Here is a 15,579-nt window from a genome sequence, read left to right as displayed (position 1 = left end):
TGATTGATAAAATTTATTGGCGTCACCAAAAGATATCAAACCCTTTGGCTTGCCTAACATTTAATAGTTGTTTCTAACGAATGCCTCGTAACTGCGTTTATTTATTCTTTTACTACTCTAAAACCCACGTGTTTACTGCTCACAGGTTTCTGATCATAAGGGTCAGCAAAATCGTAGGCGCTGTAATCGTAAGTTCCTGTGGCACTGTATTCGGCGACATTTCCTCCCAAATCATAGAGTGTTGCATCGCCAACTTTTACACCTTTATTAGAACCTACCGGCTTTAAAAGAGAATAGTTTAAGCTTTTTACTTTTTGAAGTAACAGGTCAGCATCATCTGCGGTGAGGTCGTATCCCGCCCAAGTATTCAGGTTGTTTTGACCTTTAGAACTTTTTGCTGCTTTTAGCTGAAGTTTTTCAGCTTCTTTAGCATTGGGAAGGCGATAGGTTTTTCCGGTTTGTGCTGAAAGCCAAGTCACATAGTTTTCAGCATCTGTTTTGGAAACCACGGCCGGATAATTATCTTTTCCGGTATCAAAAGAGAATGTGTTTTTAAAAGCTTTAAACTGTGCGTTAGTAACTTCAAAACGACCTAAACTGATGGAGTCTTCTTTCACCTGAACAGTTTCAGGAATCAGTATATCTTTATTTAAAACTCCATACAGCCCGTTTTCTTGTTGCGCTTCTTCAAGTTTAAATATTTCCGCCAGCGGACTATCTTCTTTGAATGCTTCGTTATCGGTAGGTTTTTTATCAAAAAGGTAGGTGTCAATCCAGGCAATCTCTTCTTTCATTTTACGTAGCTGGTGCGTGATCTTTCCTAAACTGTGAGGCTGACCGGGAAACCATAAAAATTTCACCGGTGTTTTGCCTACTTGCTGTAAGCCGCGGTAATATTCCCAACCCTGATCGCGTGGCACTGCGCGGTCTTCACTTCCGTGGAAAATTATAGTTGGGGTTTTAATCTTTTCAATCTCAAAAAGTGGCGATTTGATGAGGTAATTCTCGTTATAGGTTTTGCCGTTGGTATCATCCCAAGGCGCACCGCCAAAATAACTCTGGTCAAAACTCACCCCAAACTGGCAAGTACCAAAATCAGAAGTCCAGTTCACATCGCCGGCACCCGGCGCAGCAACTTTAAACATATCAGGATATTTGACCGTAAGCATTGTGGTAAGGATCGCACCGTTAGACCAACCCATAGTTCCCATTTGATCCCGATCTACTTTGCCTTCGGAAACAAGTTTGTCGATCCCTTTGGTGATGTCTTCTAATTCAGGTTCGTAATAATTGCCCTTTATCGCTTCGGTATATTCTAGTCCGTGATTGGTTGAACCGTGATAGTTGGGCATCAATACAAACATATTTTTTTGCGTTAAAATCGAAGGATAATACGCCCAGCTGCCCGACCATTCATCGGTATCTTGACTTGATGGGCCACCGTGAATATTGAGCATCAATGGATATTTCTTTCCTTCTTGATAATCATTTGGATAGTATAAGATCCCGGTTACTTCATCACCGTTATAGCCCGTCCAGGTCATAATTTCGCTTTTAGGCATATACTTTTTTTCAAGCTTTTTGTTGAGCGTGATGAATGTTTCTTCGTTGCTAACTTTAGCTTTTTTTAGATCTGCGATCAGGTACTGCGGAAGTTTTGAAGCGGTAGAGTAGGAGTACACGATCTTAGAAGCATCTTCAGTAATTGCATTGAGACTTACGTGCTCATTTTTGTCATCAAAATCCATTTCAGAGCGTGACCAGCTCGTTCCTTTTTTGGTGTAATAGGCAAGCTTCATTGTGGCTTTATTGGCTAATGAAACGATCACGTCATTCCCCGCCACGGTATAGCCGCCACCTACACCAAGTTTCCAATCGAGATCAACTTTAGTTGCTTTAGCCGAAGCCAAATCGTAATAATACAATTCGGTGATCCCGGCGCCATTCCATTCAGGATCTGAAGAAAAGCCGGTTCCGAAATAAAAACCGCTATCATCAGCCGTGAATTGTACGTCATAAATAGGGAATTCAAAGTCTTGCAAGACTTGCTTTTTGGCGCCAGTTTTAAGGTTTACAAGATAGCTGTACGGATCTTTCTGTGCATCTGCGCCATAGCTCAAACTGCGTGTGATAGTATAATATAACCAGTTGCCATCGTGCGAAAGTTGGTAGCTGCGTATGGGTTTTTCATTATCGGTGATTCTGGTAATTTGGTCTTCTTTAAGGTCAAATGCATAAATGTGACTTGGCTGCCAGTGCAGCGAATCTTCAATGATCTGAACATCATCTTCTTTTTCTTCTGCTTCAAGATCGTATAATGTTTTTCCGTTTTTAGCAGTGAAGAACAAGGTGTTTTCATCTTTAAGCTGAATGCTCGAGATACCGTTGTCAAACTCGTGGATTTCTTCGGCTTCGCCACCATAAAGGCTGAGTTTCCAAAGTTTTTTGCCTTTGTCTCGCGAACTCAAAAAATATAGTGATTTTCCGTCTTTAGAGAATATAGGGCTGTAATCGCTATCGTCACCGTAGGTGAGTTGGGTAGTGAGAAAGGAATCGTCTTCTTGGATGTTCAGACGCGTCAGATAAAGATCAGCAACAAAACGGTCTTTTTTCTTTACCGCTTTACTTTTGCTCCAGACCACCATAGTACCGTCTGGCGAAAAAACAGGCGAGCGCATAGACTCGGTGTAAACAATATCTTCTGGAGTCCAGGCTTTAGGGTCTTTGTTGTCTTCTTGACTAAAAACCTGTGAGAGGCTTAAAATGCTAATACTTAGTAGCGTGAAAATGTTTTTCAGCATGAATGGAAATTCTATTGATGTGGAATTATTAAATCTTTGAAGTTACTAAAAACTCCTCTTTTTTAATGCTGAAAAATGGCTGTTGCGCTATAAAAAAGTCCGTTGAAAACAATTTCAACGGACTTGTAGTTATTGCCAGTTATTTTTAGAAAATCGAAAAATACAGGTGTTATAATTTGTTATTCTTCAGAATCCTGATTTTTTAGGATCTCTTGTTCTGCTTCAATTTTTTGTAATTCGGTTTTGATCTGATTTAAACGAGCAGCGATCTCTTCGTTATTGGCTTCCATGTCCAATAGTTGTTGCTCCATTTGCTCCACCGAAATGCTGTCTGACATAAAATAGCCCTTTACATCGGCGTGGCTTTCGATCAATTTTTTGAGTTTGGCGAGGCTGGTTGCTTGCGCTTTCAATTGCATTTGATGTTCTTGTACATCGGTCATTGCGATAGAGTCTGTGGCCTCAACATCCTTAAGTTTTTGGGCTAGCGTACGTGTATCTGCTTTTACAGCTTTGTGAGATACAACCATAGCTTCGTGCACGGTTTCAAGACTGTCTGTATGCATTACAAATTCTAAGTATTCATCGTGCATTGCTTTACGGGTATCGTCGCAGGCGGTAAAAAGTATTGTAGCCAAAAAGCTAAATACAAGGTATTTTTTCATAATAAATAATCAATTAATTTATGATTAAAGATAGCCAAGAATGCGATGCACGTGCTGTTAAATAATCGTTAGAATTTAAAGGAAAAGTTAGAAATCTAAAGTTGCTTTTGCTGAAGGTCTAAATATAGCTCGAATAAAAAAATCCGTTCTAGAATTACTAAAACGGATTTCATTGATACTGTCAATCGCGTGGCATTTTCTGCGCTCGTTTATTCAGTCTTTGGCTTGCTGCCAAAACGTTTGTTAGGTTTTCGGGCAGTCTGCTTTTTTGGTCCGTTGTTGTTCTGACCTTTAGGTTTGTTGCGGTTTCGGTTGCGGTTTCTAGAACGGTTACGATTGTTGCGTTTAGGCTGCTCTGGCGCATCACCACCTTTCATCTGGCCGGCTTCAGAAGCTTCATCGCTTAAAAATGGATGCTCTGCTACCACGTGCACTTTTTGTTTGATGAGTTTTTCAATATCCTTTAAATATGTGCGCTCATCAGTTGCGCAGAACGAAATTGCAATTCCGCTGGCTTTAGCTCTTCCGGTACGGCCAATGCGATGCACATAAGTTTCGGGCACATTAGGCAGATCATATTGAATAACGAGTTCGAGTTCAGAAACATCAATTCCGCGGGCAGCGATATCGGTAGCGACTAGAACGTGCAATTTTCCATCTTTAAAATCATTCAATGCTTTTTGTCGCGCCCCTTGTGATTTATTACCGTGAATCGCAGCTGATTGAATTCCGGCTTTATCTAGAACTTTAACGATTTTATTGGCACCGTGCTTGGTACGCGAAAAAACCAAAAGCGACTGAGGTTTTTCGGTTTCAATAATAAATTTTAGCAGATTAGCTTTATTGCGTTTTCCCACAAAGTAAACAGCCTGATCTACACGTTCTGCGGTGGGTTTTTCCGGAGCGATGGTAACTTTTTCAAAATCGCCCAGAATCAGTTTAGAAAGATCAACGATCTCTCTGGGCATTGTTGCCGAAAAGAACAAAGATTGACGCTTGTGCGGTACCAGTTTCAGAATTTTTTTAATGTCGTGAATAAAACCCATATCAAGCATCTGGTCTGCTTCATCAAGCACCAGATATTCAATGCTCCCCAGATCTATAAACCCTTGTTTTACTAAATCTAATAAGCGACCGGGAGTAGCAGTGAGCACGTCAACGCCTTTACGCATAGCCAAAACTTGCGAGGCTTGTTTAACGCCCCCAAAAATAACGGTACTTTTAATACCCGTGTATTTGCTGTACTCGGTGACATTGTCATTAATTTGGATAGCGAGTTCACGTGTAGGTGTAACGATAAGCGCTTTGAGCTTTCGTCCCCCTTTTTTAGCACCAATACCGTTGTAGATCTGTTGCAGGATAGGAATGGTAAAAGCTGCGGTTTTTCCGGTACCGGTTTGCGCAGAACCCAAAAGATCTTTTCCTTTTAAAAGTATGGGTATCGCTTGCTGTTGAATTGGGGTAGGGTGGGTATATCCTTTGTCGGTCAATGCCTTAAGGATGGGGTCAATAAGACCTAAATCTTTAAATGTCATATAGTGTTATAAGCGGCAAAGATACGGTTATTCTTTTAGCCAAAATAACATTGTACATTTTGCCGACGGTAAGTGCTTCGGCCGGTATTAAAAACCGGGAAGTAGTTGCTTGAGCATATCCCAATTTGAAAACAGGGCATAGCCTAATAGAAAAGAGACCGCTAGCAAAAGCAATGATTTTTGTTTTTTAGTATTCGGTTGTTGATGTTGTGACGGCATCCGTTTTTCTTTTTGAATTATAATATATCGCGATCGCAGCAATGGTAATTAATTGTGCAATGACAGCAATATACGAACCTTCAAAACCAAAAGCGCCTCCATTTAGCCTATTTGCCTGATCTACCTGAATTTTTACTACGGAATAGAATCCTTGACCGCTCACGTTAAACCCGAAGAGCGACTGAAATAGATTCCAGCTGAGATGCAAAGCGATTGGAAACCAAAGATTTTTAGTGTACACATACGAAAGGCCTAAAAGAATTCCCGCTAAAAAAATATTGAATAGCGCAAAACTACTCACGTTAGGATTGAAGGCGTGCATCAAAGCAAAAACCAAAGCCGAAACACTCAACGCAATATATTTAGGCATTGAGAGCATTAAATTACGCAGGATGTAACCGCGGAAAATACTTTCTTCAACTACGGCGATAATACTGAAAAACACCACTGATTGTATCAATTTTGTAGCATCTAGATCTGTTGTGATTACCGTTATTTCGCTAGAAAAATACAAGATGCTATACCCCATGAACATAATCAGAAATCCAATGGCTATCCCCGTCCAGAATTCGCGCTGTCGTTTGTGTGTTTGAAATCCCAGCGCGACAAAAGGTTTTTTGTCTAAAAAGGTCATAAAAAAATATAAAACCAATAGTGTACCCACGAGATCAAAAACTCTAATAATGAGTTGATGACTGATACTCTTTGTAGGTTGAGGGTCAGTAATGTCAAGGCCTGCGATCAAATACCCCGCATATTGAAAGAGACCTACTACAAACAAATAGGGAATAATGAATAGTATAATACGTTGCCAACCTTTGTGGGAGTAGTTTTGTTCTTGCATTTAATGAGTCTTGGAAAGACAAATATGCATAAACTAATTGCAATATTTTGATCGGAGCATTTTTGCTTCAGCATCACTTGAATAACCGTGTAGGAGTAAGCCTTCGGTACAATTGATGCGACCTGCTTTAATTTGTTGGATTACAAATTCCTTATACCTACCGTGTGCTCTGAAACGTTCCGGGATCAGTTTGATAGTTCTTTTTGCATCTAACCTCGAAAATCTGTTAGTGGTTACCAAGTTTAAAAGGGTTTGTTCTAGAAGTTCTTTACGCAGTTTATTTTCAAGTTTAAAGTAGCGCGTGAGTTTACCGGTTTCTGTTTTAAAGCTAATCGTATTCTTTAGGCCTAAACTTTTTTGTTCCATTGGTGTTCGCATTGCCATATTTATCCTTTGCTCATAATAAGCATCAATATGAAGACTAAAATATTCAATAGCTGCATACTGAACAAGGACCTTATGATCGATGAGAATCCCTTCTTCCAAAATCGTAATTGAACCTCGGTCGTAAGTTTCTATTTTTTCATAATCAAAGAATTGATAGATATAAGAAATTGTATAAAATACCATTCCAATAAGAGCAATTATACTGATCCAAACAGTTAGTTGGTTGACTGGTGTTGTATTAGAATCAATAAAGAAAAGGAGTAAGGCAAATGCAATACAACCTAGACCGAGGTTAACAAGTTGCGTAGTGTACGAACTTTGTTCTTTAATTTTTTTGAATGTTGTAGTCGAAAAATTTATTTCTTGTTTTGGAATTGGTGGCAATTTCTTATCTGAAAATTTTAATGATTATTTTGTTAATCGCTCATTAATATCAATTATCGGCCAGTCGTCATTATCCCAATGAATAGGAGTAATAATGAGTTTAGATTCTCCGTCGTCAGGTATAGAATACCCGTGTGCAAACAAGTAATCTTCACCATCGATCTCATAAACCGAATTATGACCCAAGGCGGCAAATTGCTTTCCGTCACCAATGGCGATCACGGTACTGTTGCCATCGAGCATGGTAAATCCGGCGCGGTCAATATATGGACCGGTAAGTTCTTTTGAACGGCCTACTGCTATTTTATAATCACTGTTTATGCCTCGGCAACACATATCTAGAGAAACAAAAAGGTAATAATAGTCATTATGTTCATATAAAAATGCAGCTTCTATCTGACTATCGGTCAATTCGTACTCATAAGGTTGTTGGGTACTAGGCCTTCTGGCTAAACTATGCCACTCTTGAGGCCAAGCCATTGCACTCATATCATCTTTTAATTTTACAAGTTTAATACCGTCCCAAAACGATCCAAAGGCCAACCAAGGAGTGCCGCTCTCATCAATAATTGCATTTGCATCAATCGCTTGCCAAGTGTCGCGACCCATTACGGATTGTACGATTTTCCCGTGGTCTGTCCATTTAAAATCGGAACTTTCTGGATCTAAAGTTGGAGTAGAAGCGTGGCCTATAGCAGCGTGAGGTTTGCCGGGCTTGGCGTTACAGGAATAAAAAATGTGGTATCTGCCTTGATAAAAAATAATATCTGGAGCCCAAATATGATTGCTAAATCCCGGTAAAGCTTCTTTAGTCCATTCAGGAACTTCACTAAATATAGGCGCTTCCTTTTTCCAGGTTTTTAAATCTTTAGAAGACATCACCGAAATACCAACTCCTGTTCCAAAAACATAATACGTATCACCATCTTTCGCCATTACCGGGTCGTGAACATAAGGATTATTGGGCTCAAAAGGAGGTTCGCCGTTTTCGTTGGTTTGTACTTCTTGAGCGTTGCTTTCTAAATTAAAAGCAATAAGTGTTAAGAGCGATAGTAGTACTATTTTCATAAGTGTATATTTTATACTTAAATATACTAATAAAAGTACTTCGCTAACGATTTCGGAAAAAGCTATCCTATTTTAAATGAAAAGTAAGTTCAAGCGCTCTTTTACGGCTAAAGATTTAGAAAAGTATCTGCTGCTTTAGCCGAAAGAATAAAACAAGGTAGTTAATACCAAATGTTCTTTGCTTAGCTGATTTGGGCTAGTGATTTTGCCAATACAGAGCTGAAGCAGTTCTAAAGTCACGGCTTTAGCAGTTTGAGATACATCTATTAATCTAAAAAAAGACTATGAATCGACCCACACCAAAACAACCTGCACCTGAATTAGAATTTCCAATTTTGGGAGCCAATTCGTGGAATTTAAAAGCGCAACAGCCTAAAAATTTTACGTTGGTAGTATTTTACCGCGGCCTACATTGCCCAATTTGTAAAAAGTATTTACAAGAATTACAAAACTTGCTACCTGACTTCAAAGAACGTGGAGTGGAAGTAGCTGCGGTAAGTATGGATGCTGAAGAGCGCGCCAGACTTTCCCGCCAAAAGTGGGAACTTGATGCGCTGACTTTAGGCTATGATTTACCTGAAGCAACCGCCAAACAATGGGGTTTATATTTAAGCGAAGGCATTAAAGAAGGCGAGCCAGATTTGTTTAGTGAACCCGGTTTGTTTTTAATCGATAATGAACATAAAATTTACTATTCCTCGATCACCAGCAATCCTTGGGGAAGACCTTATTTACCTTCTTTTATTAAAGCTATAGACTTTATCTTGGAGAATGATTATCCCGCCAGAGGCGAAAAATAGTATTTTTAGAATATGGATGCGATAACCAAAGAGCGACTGATCAAGTTGGCCGAAGAAGAGATACCTATTCATAAATTTCTAGGCTTAAAAGTAGCAACGCTGGAGCAAGATTTTATCAGAGTCGAAGTACCTTATCGAAGTGATTTTGTTGGCGACATACGTAAAAACCGTTGGCACGGAGGCATTATTGCCACCATAATGGACTCCGTTGGCGGGGCTATAGGTGTTGCCAATTTTAAAACACCAGATGACAGTCTTGCGACCATTGACTTACGGATAGATTATCTGCGTGGCGCCAAAGCAAAACCGCTCACAGTTGAAGGTAAACTTGTGCGTATGGGTAATCGTATTATGGTGACTAAAATGAAAGCGTTTCAAGAAACCGTTCTGGTTGCTGAAGGCAAAGGCGTATATAATTTTATCAGATCTTAGCTTGAAACGTTTTGGCGTAGCTCAAGAATTGAAAATGCTGAGGCTTACCTCGATATCGCTTTGTAACACTAAAAAAGAAATGCAACACCTTAATGGGGTTGCATTTTTTGCTTAAAAACCTCTTTAATCGTATTCACTTCTTCTTTGTATTGCAGATCACTTCGTGTGGCAAAATATAAGGTGTTTGCACTTTCTTTAATCCCCTGCCAAACCAAGTGAATGCTTCCTTTAGCAATCGCTTCTTGCACCAGAAAATCAGGAACAATCGCAAAGCCGTTTTCAGCTTCTAAACAGCGGATTATAGAACCAATGTTCGGTAAAATGTAATTGGGTTTAAAGTCGGCTCGTGACTTAAAATTATCATACCAAAACCTCCTAAAATGATCCATTTCATTAGATGCACTGTACCAAATCTGCTGTTTTAAATGCGCAGACAAGGCTTTAAGATCTTTTTGCTCCAAAAGTTTGTTTACTTCGTTAAGCGAAGTTTTAGATCCCGCAACCAGCACGATGCGCTCTTTAGAAAATGCCTCGTACTCCGCCAGTGTATTGGCGTGGTTATTTTTAGGTGTAATGACCAGATCTAGGAGGCCTTTGTTGAGGTCTTTGATCAAGTCTTGATGACCTCCAAACTTGGCGACAAGATTGAAGCGCAGTTTTGAAACTTCTGGCTCTAAAATGGTCTGAAATGTTTCGGTACACATTCCTATATGCAAAGAAGGCACTGTTTCTTTAGTGGATTTTTTAAAATGCTGCTCGGCTTGCTCTAATCGCTCTAAGGCTTCCACCACAAAATTATAGAGTTGTTTTCCTTCTTCCGTAGGAATCATTTTACGTGACGTACGCTCAAAAAGCTTTCTGCCTACGTAAGCCTCTAAGGCATTGAGGTGGACGCTCACACCAGGTTGCGAAGCATACAAGGCTTCCGCAGCACGCGTTAGCGTTTTCTTCTCCACAATTGCCCGAAAGGTGCGATACCATTCTAGATTTACCATTATCAAAAATTTTATACAAAGCTATTATTTATATTATTTTTATAATAGTTAGTCCTCTTCTAATTTTGTCCCGAATTAAATAATCAATCTGATGAAAAATATTTTAATCCTCAACGGCGGACATCCATTTGCGCATTCTCCGGGAGCTTTTAATAAAACTCTTTTAGAAACCACCGAAGCTTTTTTTACAGCTAAAAAAGGGTATACGGTACGAACCACGCAAGTTGCCGAAAGCTATGAGCTGCAGGAGGAAGTTGAGAAATTTACTTGGGCAGATTTAATAATATATCACACCCCGATCTGGTGGTTTCAACTGCCGTTTGGTTTTAAAACTTACTTGGACAAGGTTCTAACCCACGGTCACCAGAATGGGATGTACGAGAGTGACGGAAGAACGCGTAAAAATCCTGCTATCAATTACGGAACGGGAGGTACTTTACACGGGAAAAAGTACATTATCACTACGAGTTGGAATGCTCCGGAAGAAGCTTTTACCTTAGCAGGTGAATTTTTCGATCAAAAGTCTGTTGATGAAGGAGTATTGTTTGGTTTTCATAAAATGAATCAATTTTTAGGATTGGAACATTTAGATTCTAATCACTTTCACGATGTAGAAAAGAATGCAGATGTGCCTAAAGCCTTACGAGACTATACCGCTTTTCTCGAGCATCATTTTGAGGAAGTTTTACAGGACTGATCTCAATAACTGTTTACAGAAGTCAAAGACGTGCAGACCCTTAGCTTGAACTATTTCCTAAGAATAAGTTGGTATTGATCTAGGGTTTGCAGGTCTTTTTTAAGATTTCTGTTTTAGAATTTTCACGACTTTGTTGTACATCACTTCTGAAAGATTCCAGTTGTAGCCTTCAAAATCTACAGTATTGGTAAACTGAATCACGACAGCATCGAGTTCGTTATGATATTTGGCGATGGTTTGATAGCCCGGGATCAAACCGGTGTGTTCAAATTCATAGAGTGAAGCATACAAATCCCGTTCCTCTTGGTTATTGAAGACGCTTCCGTCATTAAGGGCTCTAAGAAAATCGCCCAGATCTTGAGCTGTAGCAAGCATAAGATCGTTATCATTGGTTTTTAAATCCTGCGCGTAGCCCACATAATACCCGCTCATTACTCGGTCTAGATCTACATCGTGCACAGAGCCGTGGGTGTTGTTGAGGTTTAAAGGTTCGAGAATCTCTTTTTTGATAGTATAAAATGATGGCTGGCCGGTTACTTTTTTAATGAGTTCGTGCAAAAGTAAATAGTTGGTATTGCAATAGGCGTAATCAGTATCTGGCGCAAAATCTGCAGGTAAATCTAGTATTAAAGCCAGACGTTCTTCATTGTTGTCTTCAGGATGCGCCCAATACGAATTGATATCTGTAAAGTTTGGTATTCCGCTGCGGTGTTTTACCAACATCTTTATAGTGATTTCATCTGCGTATTCAATACGATGTGCCAATTCCGGAAAATAATGTGCAAGCGATTGATCTAAATCTAATTGCCCTTTACTTGCTAATTTGGTAACAGCTAAAGCTGTGTATAATTTACTTACGCTGGCAATTTTAAATAACGCATCGGCACGAGCCGGTTCTTGCGTTTCCCTACTATGCGTACCTGCAGTATACCAGGCAGGCACTTTTCCGCCTTGATCAATATAGACGATAATTCCGTCAAAACCATAGTCTGGAGCTTTATCCACTTGCTCTTGAATGGTGTCAGGTAAGGATTTGATCCACGCCCTTACAATAGGCCAAGGAACAAAATATAAGGAGATGAGCGTTGCTGAAAATAGTAAAATTCTGATGATCGTGGTTGTACGCTTTGAAGCCATTGGGTAGTTGCTGATTGTAACTTATATGTTTAAAAACCTTAGAATTAGTTACAATGTTAGGCGTATTTAAACGAAGAGAAATTAATTGAAGTTATCGTATTTGCATTAATCCCTTTAGACGACCTACATATTGATATACGAATAGGGTGTTTTTGAAAACACAATTTACATAAAAATGGCATCTACTGTTGTGAGGTTATAGGTAGAAGAGGTTTGGTGAACTAATGAATTGTAAGGGGAGTAGCGTGTATGCTATTCTGAAATTAGATTTATAGCATTCCAAACATATTCTTTACTAAATTCTCCGAAATAAGAAACATATTCTCCATCTGACGAAATTACTACGAAACTTGAGCAGGGATAATGATATTTAAAAAACAGTTTTTCAGTTAGGCCATCAGGATCTTTATGCCAATTGAGTATTCCATCATATTTTTCTAAAGCCTCTTTTTCCTTATATAGATAAATAGGAGCGTTAGCTTTTAATTGTTGAACTCCATCTTCTAAAGTTCCATACCAATTTTTAAGTGTTTCTTTTGTAGCTGATCCGGACGAATTGCAAGCGTCCTTTCCTGGATGATAGATAATTACTAAAGGCTTAGTGTTATCTAATTTTTCTGAGGTTTTATTGGAGACTAAGGTACGATATGCTACAAAATTTTCGAGTTTTCCGGTTTTAGTTCTCTCAACTAATTTTTTCTGATTTAAGGAATCAATCTGAATATCTAAATATTGATTCGTTGATCTCTTTTGTCTAAATTTTGATCTAGATATTTCTTTATTATCAATATCTAAATAAGTAAAATCTCTTAGTGAAGAGGAACAAGAAAAGGTAAGTATTCCGCTTATTATTAGAGTTAGGATTTTTCTCATAGGCGTTGCAACGGCTTTGTGTAAGTATTACTAAGTACAAGCAGCTAACTTACTAAATACAGAATAAACCAGATGAAAATCTATAGGAATTTTGGAATAGGCGAAAACGTGCTATTGCTAACAACCTTTGCTGCGCAACGTTTTTAAGTTCAGTTGGCAATTCCAATTGCAGAAAACACCTTTTTTAATTCATTAAATTCTGATTGCGTTTTTATTTCATTTAGTTCTCTGCTTTTTCCATCTTTTAATTGAATTGAGAATCTTCTTCTTCCGAAAACTGATTTTTTCTTTATTCCGTCTGTTATTTCTATTGACTCATCAGCTTCGTTATAGTTTATTGTCATTACGAGATATTTTTGTCAAATGTTGCTTAACCTGTTTGGTATTGGTTTCGTTGCGTAAAAACATCCGCTAGCGTAGAAGTTTTAGGAGGCTTAATTGTGTTCGTAATATTACGTTTTACAGTCTTATGCAACGGTTAGCGGTACTAGCGATATGTGGCTATCAGCTTTCTATTGTGCCTGCCAAAAAAGTCAAGAAGTATAAATTTAATTAAATGATTTTCTATACTTCAGGGGTGATATTTTGGTTTTATTTTTAAAAAGTCGATTGAGCGATTGAGGTTGCTCAAAACCCAATTCATAAGCAATTTCACTTACAGATAAATTGGTGGATAAAAGTTTTTCTTTAGCTACTTCAATGATTTTATTGTGAATGTGTTGTTGTGCATTTTGCCCTGTAAGTGAACGCAACATATCGCTTAAATAATTTGCTGAAATGTTGAGCTTATTTGCCAAATATTCAACTGTTATTAAGCCATTTCTCTGTTGTTCAGCATCATTAAAATAGGCATTGAGTAATTGTTCTATTTTAGAAAGCAAATCATTATTTACGGCTTTTCTGGTAATGAATTGACGTTCATAAAAACGGTTACAATAGTTCAATAGCAAATCCATTTGTGACAAAATAATGTCTTGAGTATGCTTATCAATGTGCTGATATTCTTTTTCTATTTTCTGAAATAGCTCAACGATATTTTTTTCTTCTTGTTCTGAAAGATGCAAGGCTTCGTTTACAGCATAAGAAAAGAAACCATAATTTTTAATCGTAGTTTGCAATGGATGCTTTTTCAAATAATCAGCGTGAAACATCAGCACGTAGCCAGTCCCATCTGTTTCATTAAACGTATTGGTTTTATTTACTTCAACAAATTGTATTTGTTTCGGTGCGGTAAAAATCATTGTGCCCTTATCAAAGTCGTAATACTGCTGTCCGTATTTTATTTTGGACTGAATATTATTTTTTAGTGATATGGTATAAAAATCGGTAGAGAATTTTTTCCATACTTCAGAATCTGTTGCGTGTATTTCAGAAACCATAGCCACACTTACCAGAGGATGTAACGGTGGTGGAATGGATAATAAACGATGAAACTCAGATAAGGAGCTAATTGTGCGCATATTTATATAAAATTCCAAAAACAATTAAAATAACAAATTCAATGCTTAGCCATAAAATTTGTTTTATAAAAAAAACATCCATAATGATCCCAAATGCGCGAGCTATAACAATCCCTATGGTTAAGAAAAATAAAAAAGCAGAAATTATTACTTTCCAAGAGTTCCAATGATTGAAAGCAAAAATAAAAATACCCAACCCAATCAAGAATCCCCATCTAACCCTCATTTCAATCAAGTGATAGTTGTTTTCAGGTAAAGGGGTGTGACTAAGTAAGTTTGGTTTATATGTTAGCACACACCCCAAAATAATCACCAGGACTCCTATTAGCTTAAGCAAAGTAGCCATTGATTTATGCTAAAGATTTTCTTGAAAAAATGGAACTAAATTGTCCAGCGCTTCTTTTGTTGCCTTGGGTTGGTCATATAAGTCGTAATGACTTGCACCTTTTACAACGTGAATATTTTTATTCTTTGAAGCGGCTTTGTTGTATAATTCGAAACCATCTCTATACGAGCCAAACGCTCCCACTTTATCCCCAACGATTACCAGCAAAGGTTGTGTGAGCAAAAACTCTGCAAAATGAAAAGCGTCAAACATAATAAGATTGGACATGCTTGTAAAAAGCAATTTATTGTTTGATGTAGGATAGTTACCTCTCGAAGTTCTGTAATAGTCGATAGCTTCCAACATATCAAATTCGTCCATTCCCATTTGTTTGGCTTCTTCGTCAGAATTGGGTGTCCACTGCGTAATCATTGGTTCTGCTCCTTTAGCTTCTGTGGTTCGTTGGATTGAAACCGTTTTCAGTGTTTCTAAAAAATTTGCTTCTCTGAATGCTCTACTTGCATTCGTTCCTACAACTGTCGCAACGGCTTTTATTCGCCTTTCTTTCATTGCAGCGTTTGATGCATAACCACCTCCGGCACAAATTCCTAACAAACCAATACGGTTTTCATCAATAAAATTCAATGTTGTAAGATAATCTACAGCATAGCAGATGTCTTCCACACGAGCTGCAGGATCTTCCAAATATCTTGGTTCTCCGCCGCTTTCTCCCTGAAAAGAAGCATCATAAGCTAGCGCAATAAATCCTTGTTGAGCAAGTTGCTGTGCATATAAACCTGCGGTTTGTTCTTTTACACTACTTCCTGGATGAACACAAACAATTGCTGTGTATTTTAGTGTTTCGTTAAAGTTGTCAGGCAAATGAAGATTGGCAGCTGTGTCCCAATTTCTATTTTTAAATTTTACTTTTCGCATTGTTCTAATCTTTTACGTTCA

At 38.3% G+C, this 15,579-nt stretch carries 16 protein-coding genes; 3 read left to right on the top strand and 13 right to left on the bottom strand.

The genetic code is table 11. From position 1 onward, the window contains the following. Positions 1–101: 101 nt before the first annotated feature. From BUA96_RS01955 to BUA96_RS01930, 6 genes are all read right to left on the bottom strand, one after another. The gene (locus tag BUA96_RS01955) at positions 102–2,801 is read right to left on the bottom strand and encodes a prolyl oligopeptidase family serine peptidase (RefSeq protein WP_072979785.1); all 2,700 of its coding nucleotides are present in this window, start codon (positions 2,799–2,801) and stop codon (positions 102–104) included. A 179-nt stretch (positions 2,802–2,980) separates the two neighbouring features. After that, a complete protein-coding gene (locus BUA96_RS01950) occupies positions 2,981–3,466 on the bottom strand; it encodes a hypothetical protein (RefSeq protein WP_072979783.1) in 486 nt (161 codons plus the stop codon). 209 nt (positions 3,467–3,675) lie between these two features. Next, complete coding sequence (locus tag BUA96_RS01945; protein WP_072979781.1) at positions 3,676–5,001, bottom strand: DEAD/DEAH box helicase; 1,326 nt, start codon at positions 4,999–5,001, stop codon at positions 3,676–3,678. A 187-nt stretch (positions 5,002–5,188) separates the two neighbouring features. Then, entirely contained in the window at positions 5,189–6,064 is an 876-nt protein-coding gene (locus BUA96_RS01940) for a CPBP family intramembrane glutamic endopeptidase (RefSeq protein WP_072979779.1), read from the bottom strand. Between the two features lie 33 nt (positions 6,065–6,097). Continuing rightward, on the bottom strand, positions 6,098–6,634 hold the full coding sequence (locus BUA96_RS01935; protein ID WP_128755715.1) for a hypothetical protein: 537 nt from the start codon (positions 6,632–6,634) through the stop codon (positions 6,098–6,100). A gap of 225 nt (positions 6,635–6,859) precedes the next feature. Then, complete coding sequence (locus tag BUA96_RS01930; RefSeq protein ID WP_072979774.1) at positions 6,860–7,903, bottom strand: arabinan endo-1,5-alpha-L-arabinosidase; 1,044 nt, start codon at positions 7,901–7,903, stop codon at positions 6,860–6,862. A 284-nt stretch (positions 7,904–8,187) separates the two neighbouring features. On the opposite strand from BUA96_RS01930, the gene BUA96_RS01925 reads away from it, so the two are divergent. Both BUA96_RS01925 and BUA96_RS01920 read left to right on the top strand, forming a co-directional pair. Beyond that, complete coding sequence (locus BUA96_RS01925) at positions 8,188–8,703, top strand: peroxiredoxin-like family protein (protein ID WP_072979772.1); 516 nt, start codon at positions 8,188–8,190, stop codon at positions 8,701–8,703. Positions 8,704–8,715: 12 nt separating this feature from the next. Then, positions 8,716–9,135 (top strand): hotdog fold thioesterase, encoded by a 420-nt coding sequence (locus BUA96_RS01920; protein WP_072979770.1) that lies wholly within the window; start codon positions 8,716–8,718, stop codon positions 9,133–9,135. An 89-nt stretch (positions 9,136–9,224) separates the two neighbouring features. Here the strand turns inward: BUA96_RS01920 and BUA96_RS01915 are convergent, their stop codons facing one another. Continuing rightward, positions 9,225–10,130 (bottom strand): LysR family transcriptional regulator, encoded by a 906-nt coding sequence (locus BUA96_RS01915; RefSeq protein WP_072979768.1) that lies wholly within the window; start codon positions 10,128–10,130, stop codon positions 9,225–9,227. 91 nt (positions 10,131–10,221) lie between these two features. Here BUA96_RS01915 and BUA96_RS01910 point away from each other — a divergent pair, with 91 nt between their 5' ends. Continuing rightward, entirely contained in the window at positions 10,222–10,827 is a 606-nt protein-coding gene (locus BUA96_RS01910; protein WP_072979766.1) for an NAD(P)H-dependent oxidoreductase, read from the top strand. A gap of 99 nt (positions 10,828–10,926) precedes the next feature. Here BUA96_RS01910 and BUA96_RS01905 read toward each other — a convergent pair whose 3' ends face one another. The 6 genes from BUA96_RS01905 to BUA96_RS01880 all read right to left on the bottom strand — a co-directional run bounded on the left by BUA96_RS01905 (position 10,927) and on the right by BUA96_RS01880 (position 15,558). Then, positions 10,927–11,964: a serine hydrolase domain-containing protein gene (locus BUA96_RS01905; protein WP_072979764.1), complete on the bottom strand. Its 1,038-nt coding sequence runs from the start codon at positions 11,962–11,964 to the stop codon at positions 10,927–10,929. Positions 11,965–12,216: 252 nt separating this feature from the next. After that, complete coding sequence (locus BUA96_RS01900; protein ID WP_072979762.1) at positions 12,217–12,837, bottom strand: hypothetical protein; 621 nt, start codon at positions 12,835–12,837, stop codon at positions 12,217–12,219. Positions 12,838–12,986: 149 nt separating this feature from the next. Next, positions 12,987–13,181 (bottom strand): hypothetical protein, encoded by a 195-nt coding sequence (locus tag BUA96_RS01895; protein WP_072979760.1) that lies wholly within the window; start codon positions 13,179–13,181, stop codon positions 12,987–12,989. A gap of 204 nt (positions 13,182–13,385) precedes the next feature. Continuing rightward, complete coding sequence (locus tag BUA96_RS01890; protein ID WP_394365237.1) at positions 13,386–14,315, bottom strand: helix-turn-helix domain-containing protein; 930 nt, start codon at positions 14,313–14,315, stop codon at positions 13,386–13,388. Further along, entirely contained in the window at positions 14,284–14,643 is a 360-nt protein-coding gene (locus BUA96_RS01885) for a hypothetical protein (RefSeq protein WP_072979756.1), read from the bottom strand. Before BUA96_RS01885 ends, BUA96_RS01890 begins: the two co-directional genes overlap by 32 nt. 9 nt (positions 14,644–14,652) lie before the next feature. Next, positions 14,653–15,558 (bottom strand): alpha/beta hydrolase, encoded by a 906-nt coding sequence (locus BUA96_RS01880; protein ID WP_072979754.1) that lies wholly within the window; start codon positions 15,556–15,558, stop codon positions 14,653–14,655. Positions 15,559–15,579: the final 21 nt, after the last annotated feature.

Origin of the sequence: Leeuwenhoekiella palythoae (assembly GCF_900130045.1) — a bacterium.
In the GTDB taxonomy this organism is placed as follows: Bacteria; Bacteroidota; Bacteroidia; order Flavobacteriales; family Flavobacteriaceae; genus Leeuwenhoekiella; species Leeuwenhoekiella palythoae.
The sequence above is the reverse complement of the archived record's forward strand: the minus strand, read 5'-3'. Positions and strand labels throughout refer to the sequence as shown.

Coding starts and splice junctions, on each gene's coding strand:
- BUA96_RS01950 (WP_072979783.1), bottom strand. CDS start 3,466: ATGAAAAAATACCTTGTATTTAGCTTTTTGGCTACAATACTTTTTACC.
- BUA96_RS01955 (WP_072979785.1), bottom strand. CDS start 2,801: ATGCTGAAAAACATTTTCACGCTACTAAGTATTAGCATTTTAAGCCTC.
- BUA96_RS01940 (WP_072979779.1), bottom strand. CDS start 6,064: ATGCAAGAACAAAACTACTCCCACAAAGGTTGGCAACGTATTATACTA.
- BUA96_RS01880 (WP_072979754.1), bottom strand. CDS start 15,558: ATGCGAAAAGTAAAATTTAAAAATAGAAATTGGGACACAGCTGCCAAT.
- BUA96_RS01900 (WP_072979762.1), bottom strand. CDS start 12,837: ATGAGAAAAATCCTAACTCTAATAATAAGCGGAATACTTACCTTTTCT.
- BUA96_RS01925 (WP_072979772.1), top strand. CDS start 8,188: ATGAATCGACCCACACCAAAACAACCTGCACCTGAATTAGAATTTCCA.
- BUA96_RS01905 (WP_072979764.1), bottom strand. CDS start 11,964: ATGGCTTCAAAGCGTACAACCACGATCATCAGAATTTTACTATTTTCA.
- BUA96_RS01895 (WP_072979760.1), bottom strand. CDS start 13,181: ATGACAATAAACTATAACGAAGCTGATGAGTCAATAGAAATAACAGAC.
- BUA96_RS01935 (WP_128755715.1), bottom strand. CDS start 6,634: ATGGTATTTTATACAATTTCTTATATCTATCAATTCTTTGATTATGAA.
- BUA96_RS01885 (WP_072979756.1), bottom strand. CDS start 14,643: ATGGCTACTTTGCTTAAGCTAATAGGAGTCCTGGTGATTATTTTGGGG.
- BUA96_RS01920 (WP_072979770.1), top strand. CDS start 8,716: ATGGATGCGATAACCAAAGAGCGACTGATCAAGTTGGCCGAAGAAGAG.
- BUA96_RS01945 (WP_072979781.1), bottom strand. CDS start 5,001: ATGACATTTAAAGATTTAGGTCTTATTGACCCCATCCTTAAGGCATTG.
- BUA96_RS01910 (WP_072979766.1), top strand. CDS start 10,222: ATGAAAAATATTTTAATCCTCAACGGCGGACATCCATTTGCGCATTCT.
- BUA96_RS01930 (WP_072979774.1), bottom strand. CDS start 7,903: ATGAAAATAGTACTACTATCGCTCTTAACACTTATTGCTTTTAATTTA.
- BUA96_RS01915 (WP_072979768.1), bottom strand. CDS start 10,130: ATGGTAAATCTAGAATGGTATCGCACCTTTCGGGCAATTGTGGAGAAG.